The 18,894-nt window shown below is 54.6% G+C and carries 14 protein-coding genes and 1 tRNA gene; 6 read left to right on the plus strand and 9 right to left on the minus strand.

Annotation, left to right across the window (positions count from 1 at the left end; translation table 11 throughout):
* Positions 1–2: 2 nt before the first annotated feature.
* The 4 genes from gatB to OS112_03865 are packed head-to-tail and all read right to left on the minus strand — an operon-like array spanning position 3 to position 4,021.
* On the minus strand, positions 3–1,457 hold the full coding sequence (gene gatB, locus OS112_03850; GenBank protein ID WAC05769.1) for an Asp-tRNA(Asn)/Glu-tRNA(Gln) amidotransferase subunit GatB: 1,455 nt from the start codon (positions 1,455–1,457) through the stop codon (positions 3–5).
* On the minus strand, positions 1,454–2,758 hold the full coding sequence (gene gatA, locus OS112_03855) for an Asp-tRNA(Asn)/Glu-tRNA(Gln) amidotransferase subunit GatA (protein ID WAC05770.1): 1,305 nt from the start codon (positions 2,756–2,758) through the stop codon (positions 1,454–1,456). The genes gatB and gatA overlap by 4 nt, the downstream gene beginning before the upstream one ends.
* A complete protein-coding gene (gene gatC, locus OS112_03860) occupies positions 2,758–3,027 on the minus strand; it encodes an Asp-tRNA(Asn)/Glu-tRNA(Gln) amidotransferase subunit GatC (GenBank protein WAC05771.1) in 270 nt (89 codons plus the stop codon). Before gatC ends, gatA begins: the two co-directional genes overlap by 1 nt.
* Complete coding sequence (locus tag OS112_03865; protein ID WAC05772.1) at positions 3,017–4,021, minus strand: asparagine synthase C-terminal domain-containing protein; 1,005 nt, start codon at positions 4,019–4,021, stop codon at positions 3,017–3,019. The genes gatC and OS112_03865 overlap by 11 nt, the downstream gene beginning before the upstream one ends.
* Positions 4,022–4,170: 149 nt before the next feature.
* On the opposite strand from OS112_03865, the gene wecB reads away from it, so the two are divergent.
* The 3 genes from wecB to OS112_03880 all read left to right on the plus strand — a co-directional run bounded on the left by wecB (position 4,171) and on the right by OS112_03880 (position 6,713).
* A complete protein-coding gene (gene wecB, locus OS112_03870) occupies positions 4,171–5,271 on the plus strand; it encodes a UDP-N-acetylglucosamine 2-epimerase (non-hydrolyzing) (GenBank protein ID WAC05773.1) in 1,101 nt (366 codons plus the stop codon).
* Between the two features lie 209 nt (positions 5,272–5,480).
* Positions 5,481–5,565: transfer RNA gene (locus tag OS112_03875), tRNA-Leu, on the plus strand.
* A 962-nt stretch (positions 5,566–6,527) separates the two neighbouring features.
* Positions 6,528–6,713: a hypothetical protein gene (locus tag OS112_03880; protein WAC05774.1), complete on the plus strand. Its 186-nt coding sequence runs from the start codon at positions 6,528–6,530 to the stop codon at positions 6,711–6,713.
* A gap of 459 nt (positions 6,714–7,172) precedes the next feature.
* Here OS112_03880 and nikR read toward each other — a convergent pair whose 3' ends face one another.
* The 5 genes from nikR to cobN all read right to left on the minus strand — a co-directional run bounded on the left by nikR (position 7,173) and on the right by cobN (position 14,344).
* Positions 7,173–7,595, minus strand: coding sequence for a nickel-responsive transcriptional regulator NikR (gene nikR / locus OS112_03885; GenBank protein WAC05775.1), 423 nt, complete (start codon positions 7,593–7,595; stop codon positions 7,173–7,175).
* Between the two features lie 126 nt (positions 7,596–7,721).
* Positions 7,722–8,822 carry an ABC transporter substrate-binding protein gene (locus OS112_03890; protein ID WAC05776.1) on the minus strand — a complete coding sequence of 367 codons (1,101 nt, stop codon included), beginning with the start codon at positions 8,820–8,822 and terminating at the stop codon, positions 7,722–7,724.
* A complete protein-coding gene (locus tag OS112_03895) occupies positions 8,819–9,544 on the minus strand; it encodes an ABC transporter permease (GenBank protein WAC05777.1) in 726 nt (241 codons plus the stop codon). Before OS112_03895 ends, OS112_03890 begins: the two co-directional genes overlap by 4 nt.
* Positions 9,541–10,497, minus strand: a complete 957-nt coding sequence (locus OS112_03900) for an ATP-binding cassette domain-containing protein (protein ID WAC05778.1) — start codon at positions 10,495–10,497, stop codon at positions 9,541–9,543. Before OS112_03900 ends, OS112_03895 begins: the two co-directional genes overlap by 4 nt.
* 31 nt (positions 10,498–10,528) lie before the next feature.
* A complete protein-coding gene (gene cobN / locus OS112_03905; protein ID WAC05779.1) occupies positions 10,529–14,344 on the minus strand; it encodes a cobaltochelatase subunit CobN in 3,816 nt (1,271 codons plus the stop codon).
* A gap of 292 nt (positions 14,345–14,636) precedes the next feature.
* Here cobN and OS112_03910 point away from each other — a divergent pair, with 292 nt between their 5' ends.
* The 3 genes from OS112_03910 to OS112_03920 all read left to right on the plus strand — a co-directional run bounded on the left by OS112_03910 (position 14,637) and on the right by OS112_03920 (position 18,630).
* Positions 14,637–16,586 carry a putative cobaltochelatase gene (locus tag OS112_03910; GenBank protein ID WAC05780.1) on the plus strand — a complete coding sequence of 650 codons (1,950 nt, stop codon included), beginning with the start codon at positions 14,637–14,639 and terminating at the stop codon, positions 16,584–16,586.
* A gap of 82 nt (positions 16,587–16,668) precedes the next feature.
* Complete coding sequence (locus OS112_03915) at positions 16,669–17,841, plus strand: iron ABC transporter permease (protein ID WAC05781.1); 1,173 nt, start codon at positions 16,669–16,671, stop codon at positions 17,839–17,841.
* Positions 17,842–17,853: 12 nt separating this feature from the next.
* Complete coding sequence (locus tag OS112_03920) at positions 17,854–18,630, plus strand: ABC transporter ATP-binding protein (protein WAC05782.1); 777 nt, start codon at positions 17,854–17,856, stop codon at positions 18,628–18,630.
* Positions 18,631–18,894: the final 264 nt, after the last annotated feature.

Genomic DNA, 18,894 nt, shown 5'->3' on the forward strand with positions numbered 1-18,894 from the left:
ACTCACTCCCCCTCTTTTTTGAGAGATCCGACAATAAGCCGGTTCAGCTCACCGGGGTCAGACCGCCCGCGGGTCTTTTTCATCGCCTGCCCGACAAGGAAGTTGAGCGCGCCGTTCTTCCCGTTACGGTAATCCTCGACCGCTTTTTGGTTCTCAGCGATGACTTCGAGGATGATGCCGGCAAGTGCACCCGCATCTCCGGCAGTCTTTTCAAGATTTAACCGCGCTACGATTGCTTCGGGTGGTTCAGAAGGCTCTTTATCGTGGAGCTGGTCGAGCATCACCCGCAGCACTTCAATCCCGCTCTTGTCTGTTATAGTACCATCTTTGAGGAGCCGTATCAGCCGGGTGAAATTCTGGGTATCAACAGAATCAAGGCTCATGTCCCGGTAGTTCAGCTCCCCGATAAGGGTATCGGCAATCCATGTTGCAGCGGGAGCTGCAAGACCATTAGGATCGGCGGCAACGACCTTTTCATAGAAGTTTGCAAGCCGCAGTTCTCCGGTCAGGGTGCGTGCATGGTTGAGCGAACAGCCATACTGTGCCATGAACCGCTCCCTGCGTGCATCGGGAAGCTCTGGGAGGGAGATGCCTGCAACCCATGACTGGACGTGGAGCGGGCGAAGGTCCGGCTCCGGGAAGTACCGGTAGTCATGCTCCTGTTCCTTGGAGCGCGCGGACTGGGTAATACCCCTCGCCTCCAGGAAATGGCGGGTCTCGCGGTCGACTTTTAAGCCCCGGCGGAGCAGGTTCTTCTGCCGTGTGACCTCGAAATTAAGGGCTTTTTCAACGCCCTTGTAAGAGGTGATGTTTTTTACCTCAACGCGCTCGCTGCCCACAATCGAGATGTTGGCATCGACACGGAGCGATCCCTCCTTCTCGCTGTCAAATACCCCGAGATACTCGAGAGTCGCCCGGAGTTTGTTTAGGAATTTACGGGCTTCTTTGGGCGAGCGCATGTCCGGTTCTGATACGATCTCGATGAGAGGGATGCCGGCACGGTTGTAGTCGACAAGCGAATACCGGCCCCGCTCCGCATTGCCCATGTGCACGAGCCTGCCGGGGTCTTCCTCGACATGGATCCGGGTAAGGCGGACGCGCCTCTCCCCCCCTTCGTCCCCTTCGATCTCAAGGTACCCGCCCTCTGCGAGCGGTTTGTCGTACTGGGTGATCTGGTACGCCTTGTCAAGGTCGGGGTAGAAATAGTTCTTGCGCGAGAACTCCGATTCGAAAAGGACGGCGCAGTTGAGCGCTTTGGCCACCCGCATCGCGTACTCGATCGCCTTTTTGTTGAGCACCGGCATCGAGCCGGGGAGCCCGAGGCAGACCGGGCAGGTGTGTGTATTTGGGCCGTCGTTGCGGTAATCAGTGGAGCACCCGCAGAAGAGCTTGCTCTTTGTGTCAAGCTGGCAGTGCACCTCCAGCCCGACAATGACCTGCGTGTGGGGTTCGGTCATAAGCCCACCGCCTGCTCGTATGCATATGCGACATCGATGACACGCTCGTCCTCAAACGGTTTGCCCATGATCTGGAGCCCGACCGGCATTCCTTCGGATTTCCCGCACGGCACGGATATTGCAGGGATGCCGGCAAGGTTTGCCGGTACCGTGAGGATATCGGCTAAGTACATCGAGAGCGGGTCGCTTTTTTCTCCGAGTCTGAACGCGACCGTGGGCATCGTCGGCCCGGCGATCACGTCCACTCCGGAAAAGATCCGGGAAAAATCCTTTCTGATGTTCTCGCGGGCGATCTGCGCTTTCGCATAATACTTACCGTAATATCCCGACGAAAGAGCGAACGTGCCAAGCATGATCCGGCGACGCACTTCAGTGCCAAACCTCGCCCTGCGCACGTCCTGGTACGCGTCGTGCCATGATCTCTTCGTATCTGCGGCCGGGCCGTACCGCACGCCATCGAACCGGGCGAGGTTGGAGCTCGCTTCGCTGGTACAGGTTACATAATAGGCAGCAAGGGCGTACTCCATTGAGGGGATGCTGCAGGGCACGGCTGTTGCGCCGAGTTCTTCGAGCCTGAAGATAGCACGTTTTGTGATTTCTGCGACCCCTTTATCGACTCCCTCCCCGAAATATTCCTGTGGGACACCGATTTTTAAGCCTTTGATATCAGCAGACGGGGTGTGGGTATAGGGCTTTGCATAGGACGTGGTGTCCCGGCGGTCATGCCCGGCGATCACCTGCATGAGCAGCGAGACGTCATGCACGTTCTTTGCCATAGGGCCGATCTGTTCGAGCGAGTTTGCATACGCAATAAGCCCGTACCGCGATACCCTGCCATATGTCGGTTTGAGCCCCACGATGCCGCAGAATGCAGCCGGGCAGCGGATTGACCCGCCGGTATCTGTGCCCAGCGCCATGCGGACCATCCCGGCTGCGACTGCTGCGGCGCTTCCTCCGGATGATCCACCGGGAACGCGGGTTGTATCGCAGGGATTGAGGGTAGGGCCAAAGGCTGAGTTCTCCGTTGTCGTCCCCATGCCAAACTCGTCCATATTGGTCTTGCCTGCAACCGCGGCGCCGGACTGCCTGAGAAGGCCAACAACATGCGCATCATAGGGAGGGATATACCCTTTAAGGATCTTTGAGGCGCAGGTGGTCTCGATCCCCTGTGTGGAAATATTATCCTTTACCGCAACAGCGATGCCGCCGAGTTTTCCATCGCAGTGCGGGGCTTTGTTACAGGTGGTGAGGAACGCATTGTACCGGTCATCGGGTTCAAACGTGATCTCATGCGCCGCCACTACATCACCCGCGGAGCTTTGACAAAACCGTCTTCCTTTGCGGCGGCATTCTTCAGTGCGTCTTCCTGCAGAAGGGAAGGTTCGACAATGTCATCGCGCATCACGTTTGAGAGGTCACAGGCGACCTTCCCGTCCCCCTGCACCCGGTCAAGCACGTCAAAATAGTCAAGTATTTCGTTGAACCGGGCTGTAAAATCCCCCAGTTCTCCGGTATTGATGCCGATGTCGGCAAGCCCTGCGATATGCTGTACTTCTTTTTCAGTGACCATGTTCCACCCTGCTGATGTGGTCTATGTAATCTTGCATGGACGTTTTATAACCATTTTTACGGGCAAGCTTCTGCAGCACCTTCCAGACCCCGCTCCCGTATTGCATTGCTTTCTTCCCGTACCATGCGAGTTCTGCGGGAATATGGCGCTCTGCGACCGTTCTTAAGGGGATCTTCCGCCGGCCCCCCTGCACTTTTTCAGAAGCGGGGATCGCAAGCGCAGCGCGCACCACCCGCATATCAAGGTAGGGCATGGAGAGGTACGTGCCATGGAGTGCGGCAACAGACTGGTCCCGTGCAGCCTGTCCCTCAAGCCCCGCAACATCGCGGGTGAGGTCATCGGAAAGTGCGGTACTTTTTAGGTATCGCTTATATCCCCCGAAGAGTTCGTCTGCTCCCTGTCCGGTGATGATGCGCCCGAATCCCTGCTCTCCTGCCCGGCGGGCGATGAAGTACTGGGTGAGCGCGATGCCCGTGCTGACAGGTTCCTTGTCCGGGATTGTAGATACCACTATAGGAAGAGCATCCTCAATCTCCTGCGGGGTAATCTCCACGTATGTGCAGGAAAGCCCGAGCAGGTCAGCTGCATGCCGGGCCTGCCGGAGGTCGTGGGAACCCGCGAGGCCGACAGCAATGCATTCGCGCCCGGCAAGTTTCGCGATAAGTGATGAGTCAACCCCCCCCGAGAGCGCCGTCACTCCTTCATCGCTGCGAAGGCTGACTGCGGTGATGATCGCCTGTTCCAGCGGCATTTCCGGAAATATCGGGTTGATGATGCCATGTTTCTCTCCATTGCAGAGAATAGTCCCTTTCGGGCAGTCACCCTGCATCATCCCGAAGTGGTCCCGGGCGCGGCAGGTGCCCCAGGAGAGAAAAAACTCCCCCCCGAAACGGGTGATGGCATCGGGATCATCTGATATGATCGCTTCGATTTCCGGTGCTGTTATGCGACGCCCGTCGAGCTCGACCCAGCCTTTGACCTGCAATGGACTCATGAAGACGGATCATTATTGGACGAACTCATTCAAGAGCTCTGCGATTGATCGCGATGCTTAATGGATCTTCGCGTCAGTCCGGAACTCCAAAAAAAATGCGCGACTCTTTAAGAATTGGTTCAGCATACACTAATTATCTGAGCTTTCCCATGCATGCGATCGTCCTTGGCACCCGCCCCGAGATCATCAAGATGTCGCCGGTTATCCGGGCCTGCGAACAGCGGGGCGAGGACTATTTCATCCTCCATACCGGCCAGCATTACTCGTTTGAAATGGACCGGGTCTTCTTTGAAGAACTCGGGCTCCCAAAGCCTTTATTCAACCTCGACGTAGGCTCCGGGAGCCACGCAGTGCAGACCGGGGCGATCCTTGCCGGCGCCGAGAAAGTGTTTCATAAACATAAACCCGGCGTAGTACTTGTGCAGGGCGACACCAACACCGTCCTTGCCGGTGCACTTGCCGCATCAAAAAGCTATGTGAGGGGCGCTGCAGGGCTACCCATCAAGATTGGGCATGTTGAAGCGGGCCTGCGCAGTTTTGACCGCAGGATGCCCGAGGAGATCAACCGGGTCCTCACCGACCACATCTCCGATTTCCTGTTTGCACCTACAAAAACAGCAGAGAATAATCTGGTACTGGAGGGTATCGGAAAGGAGAGGATCTTTGTTGTTGGCAACACTATTGTCGATGCGGTCCGCCAGAACCTTGCAATCGCAAAAAAGAAAATTGATATTGTCAAATCGCTGGGTTTGCAGAAGAACAGGTATTTCCTTGTCACTCTCCACCGGCAGGAGAACGTGGACGACAAACGGCGGCTCGCAGGAATTCTTGAGGGGCTCAATTGCATCAGCGGCGAGCATGGATTACCGCTGATCTTCCCTGTGCACCCCCGCACCGAAAAGATGATCCGCACGTTTAAATTGTCGACCCGCGGGATACAGACCATCAAGCCCCTCGGGTTCCTCGAATTTCTCCAGCTGGAGTCTCAGGCACGGCTTGCGCTGACCGATTCGGGTGGCGTGCAGGAAGAAGCATGTATCCTTGGAGTGCCCTGCGTAACGATCCGCGACTCAACCGAGCGGCCCGAAACGGTCGATGTCGGGGCGAACATTGTCGCGGGATTTGAGACAGATTCTATCGTCAACGCGGCACAGAAGATGCTTGAAGGGAAAAGAAAATGGGCAAACCCGTTCGGTGATGGGAAGACCGGGGAGCGGATTCTCGATATACTTGCACGCAACACCGCGTGAGATGCCCTTAAAAATACTCTTTAAAACGATTCTTTTTATCAGTAACGGATTGAAATATTATAAGGCGCGGGGGTAGCTAAGCCTGGCCAAAGGCGCCGGACTTAAGATATAAAACTACCATGTGGTTCTATATAATCCCCGTTCAGCAATCGGGTTTCAAAAATAAGCCAAATTGATATGTAACGCTTGTGCCATATTATAGTATCGGAGCGAAGGTAGGAAAGCCCGGCCAAACCCGGCAGACTTAAGATCTGCTCTCGCAGGAGTCCGTGGGTTCGAATCCCACCCTTCGCATCTTCTTTCGTGGTTTTGATATTTCTTTTATGATTTTTCGTCCGGCCTCGCTCGAAAGCACAGTAAAAACTGCATTTTCGAGTACATCAGGGTCAATCTCAATCATGATCTTCCCTTTATCTTTTAATTGAGGGATTGACTCTTGTTTTTCCTGAGGGTATTTGTTACCTCCCGTTTCCTTTATTTTTTTAAAAAATTCAGAGATATCGAATGTTAGCCCGTCGATCTTATCACCACGGGCTTTAATCACAATTTCCCGGCTTTGTGCAGTTAATTTCTTATTTTCTTTCCCGTTCGCAATGCTCGCTAACATTTCTCGATATCCTAGATTGCAGGCCGGACAATGGCAGAAGCCCAATTTCTTGTCTCCTCTTGCCAACATAATAACTAAGTAAAAGAATAATGGGAAAGACATCTCAAAGGAATTACATGACGCCCGGATAGCACACCAATTAATTACTTTCTCATTTTCCGCGCTTTCCTTCTTTGATGATACCTTATCTTTCATTTTGCCCTGTCGGGGTTTTCTGGTATTCGCGTTCAGGTTATCAGCATCTTTTGATTCCCTAAAATCCACGTTACATCCTCCGCAAAAATTCGGATCCCCCGGATTTTTAAATCCGCAAATATCGCACTCGATGACCATCAAGGAAACTTGGAGAACGCGGAGTAATATTATTTCTTAATTTTTCAAGGTTTTTCACTCAAATTTGCCGCACGCTCAACCCACCAATCCAATTTTCGTGCCAAATCCCATTAAAAAAAAATGAAATCTCTCCAAAATTTCCGCGCGTACCCTCTTCCAACCCCTTTAACAAAAATCAATTTCTTATTTAAATGCCCCGGCGGTGCAGAGGTGAAAATAACATGGACAACGAGATCATCATCACGGCGTTTTCCTGGACTGAGCCGGAAGGCGAAGTCGGGAAGATCGCGGATGGTCAGGCCCGGAGGGCATGACCATGGAGAACGACGTTCTCATCACCGCGATCTTCGTAGGCGCCGGGCTGCTCGCCTATGTCGTAATCCCGGGCCTGCTCGTTGCTGAGGGTTGCAGACCCGAAACACGAGAAGCCTTCAGGCTTCGCTGCATGTGGGACCGGGTGCTCGGCTATATGAGCAGCTCTGGAAAGAACGAGGAATACTGACGGGGGAGGCAGATCCTCCCTCTTTTGTCCGGCCCTGTTTTCACCTCCCCAACCCCTTTTCCCACCCTCTACCATCGGAGGGAAAATACGCCCGAAATGGGTTCCTTTTCCCGTCTGAACGAGGGGCCAGACACCGGAAAACCCCGTAAAACCGCTCTTTTCTGTTCCTGTGGAAACGAAGGGATTATAGCGCCCCGTTTGCTGAAATAGGGCAGATTTGCACCTCACCTATTGGTCACCAAAGGCCCTTAAATCGAGGTGAATTTTACCCTATAGTTCATCCCATTTGACGGGGGGAAAATCGATTCCAGGCCCTGTTTTGAGGGTTATTTTTTCTGCATCGAATCCCGAAGGGATGAGATTTGAGAAGAACCTGTCAAGGTTCTTCGACTGGATTTGGAAAAACAGGGGGTATGGCGCTTTTTCTAGTCTGATTTTATCACATCTGAAATAGCAGGATTAATCTTCAACAGAGATCGTAGTAAGTTTCACCGACTCGACACCCTTCTGTGACATCAGGCGTTCGGCAAACGCTTTGAGCTGGGTCCCGTCACCATGAATAAGGATTACTTCAAGACAACGGGTATCCGTGACATGCGAGTGCAGGGACGCAGAAATGATCGCTTTAAACTCGTGCTGAATATCGGTGAGGGTAACAAGCAGTCCCCGCTGATCATGATCATAGACCATGGTGACAACCCCCTGGCGTTCACCGTGGACATCGGACATCCATTTATAATAGGTAATATAGGTGCGGATGGCGTCCCGGATGCCTTCTGACCGGGATGAATAGCCGCGAGCGTTGATAATTTCGTCAAACCGGTCGAGAAGGTTTTTTGGGAGAGAGATCCCAATACGGGAAAGTTCAGAGTCAATAATCATGGCATAATCACGATTGGATATTATCCTGATTCCTTTTTAACATTTTGAGAGAATTATCAGAACGTAATATCCGGTAAGAATATCCGGGTCATCATGAACATATCAAATAACAAAAATGCCAGGGGGTCAGGGGTAGATCACCATCGTCCTGTTGGTGCCGGAAACGTACCGCTGCTCATAGTCGTTGAGCATCGAGCGCGGGTGCATGTCCCGGAAATCCTCCGGGTGGAGGAGTTGCGCGGTCCAGACAAGGCCGATATAAGCCCGGGGGCCATACTCAATTTCGTTTGCAAATGCATAGACCCGGTTCTCCCGGACGGCAGGGATCATGTACCACCCCGGCCGCTCTTTCATCGCTGAAACAATCTCCGCAAACGGCCGGGTATTTGTTGAGGAGACAACTTTCATGACATACTGCGGCTGGCGGGCGATCACCCATTCCGGGCTCACCCGCATCGAGGAGGATACGGCATCACCGGCGATATTTATTCCTCCTGTGGCTGTCAGCATCTCATCAGACCCGGATCCATATGCTGCTGCGGTATAGTCCGTGTAGGACTCGAAGTACACAGTCGGATAGTTATCCGAAGGAATAGCGCGGACCTTTGCATCCACCGTAGCGATCGTATCTTCGACCATCCGTGCATAGATCTCTGCCCTGTTGGATGTACCGGTCAGTTTCCCCAGTTCGCGGGCATCGGATGCAAGCGTGGAGAGCCGGTAGCAGTCAAGCGACAGCACGGTGATGTTTGCTGCCGCCAGCTGGTCGAGGTTCCTTGGTTTATAACTCGAATAGGTGAGCAGGATATCCGGGCGGAGCGCGAGGATCTGCTCCACGTTCGGGGTCTGCCAGTTGCCGATATTTTCTGCCTGCGGGATCTTGTCCATGATATACGATACGTTTCGGATCGCTTCGGTGACGCCGACAATCCGGTCGCCGACACCAAACGCGATGAGCATCTCCGCCGCCCCGGCGTTTGCAACAATGATGCGCCGGGGCCGGCAGGGGAGGGTCACCTGCTTCCCGTCGGTCTGGGTGATCGTCACCGGTGTGCAGGCACTGCCCGGGTGCACCGCAGCAGCTGGAGCGGTTGTTGATGATGGTGTCAGCGGAAGAACTGGCGGGACGGCTCCTGCGGGTGATCCGGTCCCCGCCATCGTGCATCCCGCCGCGAATACGGCAATACTACCGATGACAAACAGTATCGTTATCAAATTCAGTTTCATATCGTTATCCTCCTGAAAACCTGCATGCAGGCCGTACTGACAATAATGCCCAGCACTGCCAGGAGCCCGATCTGCATGAGCGGTACCTGGCCCGTGCCCACGGAACGGATCGCATCGATGGCAAAACTTAAGGGATTGACCGCTGCGATCGCCCGGAGCCATGGGGGCATCACGCTGTACGGCATCAGGGCGCTTGACGTGAAGAACAGCGGCATCGAGATCATCGTGTTGACCGCTGCATAGGAATCGTGGTCGCCGGCATAGAGCGCAAGCGTCGTGGCAAGCCCTGACAGGACGATGCCGAAGAGGACCAGGATCAGGTAGATCATCCCGTACTGGAACGGCGCAAGCAACGTCGCCCCGATAAGGATTGCAACGATGAGGATGATCGTTGCCTGGATCACCCCGCGAATCGTGATGAACAAAATCTTTCCCAGAAGGATGCTCTCCCGGGGCGTGGGCAATGCCAGAAACTTGTTGAGGAACCCGAGGATCTTGTCAAACATCAGGAGCGCACCTCCCTGCAGGGACGAGGCGAGCATAGTCATCACGAGGATGCCGGGCGTGATGAAGTCGAGGTAGTTTCCGGTGAACGTGACCGGGAGTGCGAGCCCGACAAAGATCAGCCATGCGGCAGGCATGACAAGCAGGGAAACAACCGCAATTTTTCCCCGGAACCACTTGAGTAAGTCCCGTTCCATGTAGTACCAGACGCTGCTCATTTCCGCCTCCGCAGCATGCTCCTGAACTGGTGGTCGTTGAAACTGCGCGGTTCTTCCTGGCTCCCGACAGCATGAAGGAATACATCGTCGAGCGTCGGCTCCCGGAGCGATAATGCATGGACAGAGAGCCCCTGGTCTGCGAGCGCCTGGGAGATGAGAGGTAAAGCCTCCCTCCCGTTTTCCACGGTGAAGGACACCTCATCATCGTTCCGGCCGACAAACCGGATACCGTCAATCTCCGGTGGCGTGAAGGGGCCGGATATCCTTGCCGTCACCACGTCCTTCATCAGTTGAGATTTCAGGACTGCTGGTGCCCCGAGTGCCATGATTTTCCCAAAGCTGATGATCCCCACCCGGTCACAGTACTGGTCAGCCTCGTCCATGTAGTGGGTGGTGACAAAGATTGTCATGCCTTTTTTCCGCAACATCCCGATATGCCCCCAGATCTTTTTCCGGGCAGCGACATCGAGGCCGATAGTCGGTTCGTCCAGGAAAAGCACCGCCGGCTCGTGCACGAGGGCCTGGGCGAGCTCAAGCCTCCGCCGCATTCCGCCGGAATATGTCTTCGTTAAGTCATCTGCACGGTCGGAAAGTTCCAGGACTGCAAGAACGTCATCCACCCGGTCCTTCGGCCGGGAAACACCGTAGAGCCGGGCAAAGAAGAGGACGTTTTCCCGCCCGGTGAGCTTGATGTCCACCGCCATATCCTGCGGGACATAGCTGAGTGTCTTCCTGACCTCCCCTCCATCCTGCACGATATCGTGCCCGCAGACCATCGCACTCCCGCTCGTCGGATGCAGCAGTGTTGTGAACATAAGCACCGTTGTCGTCTTGCCGGACCCGTTTGGCCCAAGCAGGGCGAAGATCTCGTTATTCACGGAAAGTGTCAGGTGATCTACGGCACACAGGGAACCATAGTATTTGGTGAGATCATTTGTTTCTATCGCGATCATCGCGGTCTCCGGAAAACATCGTGCGCCATCGCTATCCCTTCCGGTGCCGGGCGTGCACGTTTGCCAGGATCTCTTTTAAGGAATCCCCCCATCCCGCCACATCCTCCTGCGTCAGGACATTCACGTTTCCCCCCTGGTAGTCACCTTCATGAACCTGGTCTTCCATCCATGATTCGATCTCAAGGTAGTTGTTTTTGAGATTGTCCAGCACTTCTTCGTCCGCATCCCAGAGTCCGCGCTGTTCTGCCTCAAGAAGGCGGCGGGCTATCTCTTCAAGGGCATAGGGATTATTCTCCTCGAAAAACTGCCGCATCTCCCTGTTGTTGACAAATGTGTCGGCAATGTCATCGAAGATCCAGTCGTCAACTTCCTGCGTGGACGCTTCCCAGCCATAGACCCGGGTCACCCGCTTCATGATATCGGAAGCACCCTTGTACCCGTGCTCTTTCATGCCGTCGATCCATTTCGGGTTTAAGAGTTTGGTCCTGACAACGCGGCGGATCTCGTCGGCAAGGTCACGGACTTCCAGATGCTCAGGCTCCCGGGTGTCACCGTAATAGGGCTTCACCTCATCCCCGGAATAATGGCGGGCGGCAGCCGTCATGCCCCCGTGAGCACCAAAATAGCAGCAGCAGCCGAGCAGGTCGTATTCATCCGTGTGCACCTTGTTGAATGTCACCGCAACGGTTGCAAGGTTTGAGGCCAGCTGTGCGTGGGCGGCGCTCCCTTTAATCTCCTTTCCGTATGCATAGCCGTTTGTGGCAACAAAAATTTCTGCAAGATCTTTTTCATCCTTCCATGCGCTCGCGAGCACGGCGAGGTTGACCCCGCTGGAATAGGTACCGGGCCGGGAACTGAAGATCCGCAGCGTTGCGTCCCGCCATGTCCCCCCGCCTTCCTGCATGCTCTGCTGCGCATGTTTCCGCACAAAATTCTGTTCCACGGGTTCATCGAGTACTGCGACCGTGCAGACTGCCTCATCAAGGAGTTCGTAACAGTTGGCAAAATTGTCCCGGAGGATGCCGGAAGTACGCACGGTGATATCGATCCGGGGGCGCCCGAGTTTCTCAAGCGGGATAATGGAAAATGATTTTACCTGCCCATTTGGAAGCCAGACCGGCTCAATGCCGATCATGGCAAACATCTCGGCATACATCTCGCCGTCAGATGACATGATGTCGCCGGCCATCCAGTAAAAGGCGACATTTTCCGGAATTTTCCCTTCCTCCTTAACATATTTGGCGACCAGCGATTCAGCGAGCCGTTGTCCGACGCGCCATGCTGCACGGGTGGGGACCCGGTGCGGGTCGAGCGAGTAAAAATTCCTGCCGGTCGGGAGGACATCTTCATGCCCCCGCGAGATCAGCCCGGACGGCCCGGCCGGGATGTATCCGGCATTGAACCCGTTAAAGAGCGATTCGATCTCATAGGTCTCATCAAGCCGCCGGTTGATGGCAAGGATCCGGTTCCGTATGGCATCGAGCGCCTGAGTCTGTGCCGATGAGAGCGTGCAGCCAGCCATGACGGCATACTGGGTTTGTGAGCCATCAAGGACCGACCTGATAAAATCCTTCAGCACCGCATCAACCCGTTCGAGGATCGCGCCATAGGACGTGTTGTCCTTATCAGAATACCTGTTCTGGCCGGCAAGAAGCCCGGACAGGTCATACCCCATCACTTCTGCAATCACGCGGCGGGGGGAGCCATCCCCACCATCAAAACGAATGATGGAACTGATGAGATCGACCCGCCTTTCTCCCTGCGGGACATCGCCGAAGATATGCATGCCGGACGGGATCCGGGTGTTGCGGATCTTCGACAGGGTTTCATGCGCCCGGCTCACCACTTCGGCAAGCGGCGTGTCATGGGACAGGTGCAGATCCTTGTCGAGGTTGTTTTTTTCCAGTGTTTCGATGATAAGGTGCTGGAGGGCATGCCCCCGCGCCGGATCATGTTTTGCCGTTTCATACTGGGTAAGAAGGCTGTCAAGGTCCTCAAGGCCTTCGTACAGGCCGCTCCCCGTCATGACGGTCTGCATATGGTCGACAAGGGTCGCGTAGCTCCGCCGTTTTACCAGCGTCCCTTCCGGGGGATTGTCCGCATTGTAGATATACAGGAGAGGTACGGTGCCGGCAGCGATGTCCGGGAAACATTCCTGCGAGAGGCCGAGCCCTTTGCCGGGTAAAAACTCAAGGTTGCCGTGCGTCCCGACATGGACGATGACGTCGACCCCGCAGATCGAACGGATCCAGTAATAAGTCGCAAGGTACTGGTGGGGAGGCGGGCAGTCCGGATCGTGCAGGATCCTGCAGACCTGCCCGTCGCAGCGGGCACCATAGCATCCGCGTTTTGGCTGGACATGGACCGTGGCGTTGCCGAATGAGATTCCGGAGATAACGATCCTGTCATCAAGGACCATTCCCTCCCCGGGAGGCTCCCCCCATGTGTCGGTTACCCGTTTCCGGACAGCAGGAGGGAGCGAGGCGAAATACGGAAGATAGGTCTGCAGGTCCATAAGCGAGAGCGCCCCGCCCTTTGCAACGATATCTCCAACCGTTGTCCACCGGAATTCCGACACCGCTTTCTTCTCCATGATGGTACTGATCAGTTCCCTGCCGTCTTTTGGTGGCGTAACCGAGTACCCGGCCTTCTTCATCTTCTGCATAATCCGTGCAACGCTCTCCATGGAATCGAGATGCGATGCCGCGCCCACATTTGCATCCGCGTTGGCGCAGGGGTTGTTGTTGAAGATGAATGCAACCTTGCGTTCATGGACAGGCTTTTTTGAAAGCGTTATCCACTGTTTCACCCGCAAGGCCACTTTATGACACCGGTCCGGCACCGGTTCACGGGGTTTTTCGCCATCCTCTCTGCTGCTCGTGGCCCCGATGAAGACCGGTTCTATCACCCCCTCGAACTCGGGCATTGCAACAGCCCAGCCGGTGTCGAGCGTGAGCCCGGTCGATTCATGCCATTGTTCTACTGATTTGTACAGGGAGATGACCGGATGGAAAACCGGGACGTTGAGCCTTGTTAAGAGTTCGATTCCTCCTTCTGCCGCAGTCTTTCCCCGGTAGTCGTCCCCCCGCGAAGTGCCGATAAGAAACGGTACCAGCTTGATGATCGCATCGACGCGGGGCACGCCATTTTTCGTAAAATACTCGGAGATAACATATACCATCCCTTTCGCCCCAAGGGTCTCATCCCGGATTGCGTACGTGAAGGCAGGGATGACGTTGAGACCTTCCGCCTCAAGACTCCGTATGAGCATATCCTCAATCGCCGTGTTCGATGAAGCCCAGGTCACGCGGGAGAAGATGATGCCGACAACAGGGGCATTGGTACGTGCACAACCGGCATACCATGCAAGATAGTCATCCACCGATGTAAATGCAGAAGGAGCAGCCGGGTGATAGAGCCCTTCCCACGGGACGGTGACTGGAGGGACAACCGCAACGTCCCTGCCGAACAGTTCCTTTCCGATATACAGGAGCAGGTTCCTGAAATTTTCTTCGCCGTTATTGATGACATAGGCCTGGCAGGTCGTGACAACCTGAGGCCTGACCGTGGAATGTACCCATGAGGATGGGTCGTACCCGAGCGAGATGACCGGCTTTGTTGTTCCAATCGTTTTGATCTCCCGGTTGATGCGCTCCCAGAACAGGTCGGACGTGTGATACAGGAGGATTACGTCAGCGGTCCGCATCGAATCCAGGGCCGCATCCACCTTTTCAGGAGATTCCTCCAGCACCCGGTTCGGGTAGACTACAAGGTCGATACCGGTCGCAGCTGCTGCACGTTTCAGAATCGGGGCATAGGACCCCCACATTATTGCGGTAAGTTTCACGCTTTTCTTCTCCCCTGCAAGGTGCATAGGGTGTCACGGGCCGATGTCATGGTATGCCCGGAGCCCGGAAAACTGTTTTATGAACCCCTCATTTTGCCATAAGATCGTTTTCACATCAGGCAATCCTTATGAGCTCGTGAATATCTCTTCATTGAGTATTAAATATCTTACGAAATTTCATACTTATGTTGTTGAGAAATACAAAAAATAAAATATTTAATACTATGAAGACTTAAAAACTGATTAAAAAAGTTGTAATACAATTTATATTTTTTATACCTGGAGCCTGACGATGCATCACTTCGATGATATATACCCGTTCTCCGCGATTGTTGGCCAGGAACAGATGAAATTCGCCCTCATCCTGAACGCGATCAATCCCCGGATCGGCGGTGTCCTGATCAGGGGAGAGAAAGGGACTGCAAAATCAACCGCAGCCCGCGCCCTCGCCCATCTTCTCCCGGATCGGATGGTTGTCGAAGGCTGCGTCTTTAACTGCGACCCTGCGGATACCAAAGGGCTGTGCCCCGACTGCCGGAAAAAATATCCGGACCTTCTCTCAGCGACTGCCCGGATGCGGGTCATAGAACTACCGATCAGTGCAACAGAAGACAAGGTCGTTGGCAGCCTTGATATCGAGCATGCATTAAAAAAAGGTGAGAGAAAGTATGATCCCGGTATCCTCGCGCAGGCGCACCGCAACATTCTGTACGTGGACGAGGTCAACCTGTTAAACGATCATATTGTCGATGTTCTCCTCGATGCAGCGGCGATGGGGATGAACTTTATCGAACGGGAGGGCGTCTCCTATGCGCACCCGTCGTCCTTCATCCTGATCGGTACGATGAATCCCGAGGAAGGCGAACTGCGTCCCCAGCTTCTCGACCGGTTCGGGTTATGTGTTGATATCGAAGGGATCCATGATGCCGGTATACGGGTCGAGGTCATCCGCCGGCGGCGACACTACGACGACGATCCCGGGGCATTTCTCCGTGCATGGGAATCTCACGAACAGGAACTGCGTGAACGCATCGTACGGGCTCAGGAACTCCTTCCCCGGGTGGTAGTATCCGATGAGATGCTCCACATGATCGCACAGATCTGCATTGACATGGCCGTAGACGGTCACCGTGCCGACATCACCATGATGAAGACCGGGGCAACAATTGCTGCATATAATGGCCGCAATGACGTAAACGAGGACGATATCCGTACTGCTGCAACACTGGTACTCTCCCACCGGATGCGGCGCAAACCGTTTGCCGACCAGCAGATGGATAAGCAGAAGGTGGAACAATCGATCCGGGATGCTCAGAAAGAATACCGGCAGCCCGAACATAATCACGAACATCCCGGGAACCGGAAACCCAAAGAAAATACCATGCCTGACGGTTCGGTGACAACGCAGTTTGCCGAGGGGTCTGCCTTCAGGGTGAACCAGCAGCCCTTTTCACCTTCGCGCCGTATTGACTCCTTCAGGAGGGAAGGAAACGGCCGGAGGAGCACTACCGAATCCCGTGATGGCAAATATATCCGCAGCCGGATTCCGGAGACGGTGGGACCTGACATCGCACTGGATGCTACGATCCGGGCAGCGGCACCCTACCAGAGGGACCGTGCAGGGGAACTTGCGGTCAGGATCGAATCTTCAGATATCCGCGAGAAAGTCCGGGAGCGTAAAACAGGGAACACACTCCTGTTTGTTGTCGACGCAAGCGGGAGCATGGGCGCCCAGCAGCGGATGACCGAGGTCAAAGGGGCTATCCTCTCGCTCCTGATCGATGCATACCAGAAACGGGACCGGGTCGGCCTCGTGGTCTTCCGGGGAACGAGTGCCGAAGTGCTCCTGCCCCCGACATCAAGTGTCGAACTGGCACGGAAATACATGCAGTCACTGCCGGTCGGTGGGAAGACGCCACTTGCTCACGGACTTTCCAAAGGATTTGAGGTACTCAAAAGAGAGCTGATGATCAACCAGCACACGATCCCAAGGATGGTCCTGATATCTGACGGGAAAGCTAACGTGAGCCTGGGTTCCGGATCTCCCCTTGGCGATGCAAGGGAAGTCGCATCTCATATCCGTGATGCCGGGATCTCGTCGCTTGTTATTGATTCCGAGCAGGGATACCTCTCCTTTGGCCTTGCCTATTCCCTCTCAGATGAACTCGGGGCACGGTACCTGAAACTCGAGGACCTCCGGGCAGACCGGATCGCCGGTGTCGTACAAGGGATCGGGATGTAGTACGCCGGGATGAACAAATCCCATTTGCCGTAATACCAGACAACCTGAAAACCAGACAACCTGAAAAAATTCACGAGTGCCCATGTCCCGCTCTCCATTGAAGGATACAGATGATGGCGCAACCGTGCATACCCTGTACAAAGAAGGCAGTGCACGGCGCATCGCGCTCGTTGCCGGACTTACGCTCCTCGTGATTATTGCGGCAATCCTGTCTGCAGGGATCGGCACGGTCACGATCTCACCGGAAGATACAATCCTCGCTGTCGGGCATGCATCTGCCGGCTCAGTCCGGGCATTTCTTCATAATTATATGCCGGCCATTGCCGGATGGTATGATGCCATTCCCATCACCATTCCTGCACCGGGAAACCCGCAGGCTGAAATGATTGTGGTCGGGTTCCGGCTGCCCCGGATTTTCCTTGCCATCCTGACCGGGATGAGCCTTGCCATGGCAGGTGCCGTTATGCAGGGTCTGCTGCGCAACCCGCTCGTGAGCCCGTTCACGCTCGGCCTGTCTTCGGCAGCATCCTTTGGGGCGGCACTTGCCATCGTGATCGGGCCGGGAATCCTCGGCGCGTTGTTATTCATAAGCTATGATCTGTGGATCGTCGCGATGGCGTTTTTGTCCGGCTGGCTCTCCATGCTTCTCATCTACAGCATTTCACGGTCCCGCGGCACGACCCAGTCAACCCTGATCCTTGCCGGTGTCGTGATCGGGTACATCTTCACGGCCGGTGTGATGTCGCTCAAGTACATCACCAACAACGAGAAACTCCGGGAACTGATGGTCTGGCTGATGGGCGGGATGTGGGGGGCCAGCTGGAACGCCGTTATCCTTCTCCTGCCGCTCTGCATCGGATCGTTTATCCTCCTGGAAAGGAAGGCATGGGACTTAAATGCCCTTTCCGCGGGAGATGACGTGGCAAAAAACCTTGGCATCGACGTCGAACGCCTCCGGCTTTCCGGTCTCATGATCTCAACGTTTGCCGCATCCTGCTGTCTTGCGTTTACCGGGGTTATCGGGTTCATCGGCCTGATGGGGCCGCACATCTGCCGCATGATCATCGGCAACGACCACCGCTACCTGATCCCCTGTTCTGCCCTGATGGGCGCGGCAATCCTTCTCATCTCGGATACTGCGGCACGGACGGTCATGAGCCCGGTGGAGATCCCCGTCGGGATCATCATGTACGCCATCGGGGGAATCTTCTTCCTCTTCCTAATCATGAGAGGCCGGGGACGGGGGCTCTATTAGCGGGGCAACATAATGGAGATCGTTATTGATAACCTTTCCAAGGATTACGGGGAAAGAAGGGTACTTGATGCGATCTCGTTCTCTGTCGGAAACGGGGAGATCGTCGCACTTGTCGGGCCCAACGGTTCGGGCAAATCGACCCTTATAAAAACAGTTGCAGGTGTCCACCGGCCGTCCGGGGGAAGCATCAGTATCGATCAGGAAAATATGCAAGACATTGACCCGGTCGATCTTGCGAAGATGATCGGGTACGTGCCCCAGCACTTCACATACACCCTCTACTCTACGGTTTTTGAGACCGTCCTTCTGGGGAGACGGCAGCATATCAGATGGTCGGTGTCTGATGAGGAACTCTCGCGGGTCCAGCAGGCACTTGATGCGCTGGAAATGGGACAGATGGCGGGAAAATATATGGACCAGCTCTCCGGTGGCGAACGGCAGAAAGTCTTCATCGCACGAGCCCTCGCCCAGGACCCGCAGCTGTTCCTGTTTGACGAGCCGACAAGCGCACTGGATGTCAGGTACCAGATCGAGGTCATGGAAACCATGCGGGCGATCACATGGGAACACGGGGTTGCGATGATCATCGCCGTCCATGATCTAAACCTTGCGTACCGGTATGCTGACACCGTTCTCCTGCTGAATAACGGGAAGAAGGTCGGGTACGGGAAACCTGCCGATATCCTGACGCCCGGGTGCATCAGCAGGGTGTACGGTGTCGATTCATTTGTCGTAGAGAATGAATACGGGAAATTTATCGTGCCGTTCCGGGCAAAGACCTCGGATTGAATGGTCCAGGATTATCAGAACCGAATGAAAGGATCGCCGCTGGTTGTCTTCATGCAACACATCCCGCCGGTAATCGCACGGGGAATGCGAATCTCTGCACAATGTTATGATTTTTTTTTAATTTTTTCTTAAAAAATTAAGAAATTTTAAATATCAATAGCACTCTAAACTCTTAGAACTAAAAACAATTTGTCTTAAAACAAATTAACTTGTTTGGTGTTATCATGCATATCATGGAAGGATTCTTTCCCTGCAACCGGATCG

This window comes from Methanoregula sp., from assembly GCA_026625165.1.
In the GTDB taxonomy this organism is placed as follows: Archaea; Halobacteriota; Methanomicrobia; order Methanomicrobiales; family Methanospirillaceae; genus MVRE01.

Excerpts from the sequence above, each read along its gene's own strand:
- gatB (WAC05769.1), bottom strand. The coding sequence starts at position 1,457 with ATGACCGAACCCCACACGCAGGTCATTGTCGGGCTGGAGGTGCACTGC.
- gatC (WAC05771.1), bottom strand. The coding sequence starts at position 3,027 with ATGGTCACTGAAAAAGAAGTACAGCATATCGCAGGGCTTGCCGACATC.
- OS112_03865 (WAC05772.1), bottom strand. The coding sequence starts at position 4,021 with ATGAGTCCATTGCAGGTCAAAGGCTGGGTCGAGCTCGACGGGCGTCGC.
- wecB (WAC05773.1), top strand. The coding sequence starts at position 4,171 with ATGCATGCGATCGTCCTTGGCACCCGCCCCGAGATCATCAAGATGTCG.
- OS112_03880 (WAC05774.1), top strand. The coding sequence starts at position 6,528 with ATGGAGAACGACGTTCTCATCACCGCGATCTTCGTAGGCGCCGGGCTG.
- nikR (WAC05775.1), bottom strand. The coding sequence starts at position 7,595 with ATGATTATTGACTCTGAACTTTCCCGTATTGGGATCTCTCTCCCAAAA.
- OS112_03890 (WAC05776.1), bottom strand. The coding sequence starts at position 8,822 with ATGAAACTGAATTTGATAACGATACTGTTTGTCATCGGTAGTATTGCC.
- OS112_03895 (WAC05777.1), bottom strand. The coding sequence starts at position 9,544 with ATGAGCAGCGTCTGGTACTACATGGAACGGGACTTACTCAAGTGGTTC.
- OS112_03900 (WAC05778.1), bottom strand. The coding sequence starts at position 10,497 with ATGATCGCGATAGAAACAAATGATCTCACCAAATACTATGGTTCCCTG.
- OS112_03910 (WAC05780.1), top strand. The coding sequence starts at position 14,637 with ATGCATCACTTCGATGATATATACCCGTTCTCCGCGATTGTTGGCCAG.
- OS112_03915 (WAC05781.1), top strand. The coding sequence starts at position 16,669 with ATGTCCCGCTCTCCATTGAAGGATACAGATGATGGCGCAACCGTGCAT.
- OS112_03920 (WAC05782.1), top strand. The coding sequence starts at position 17,854 with ATGGAGATCGTTATTGATAACCTTTCCAAGGATTACGGGGAAAGAAGG.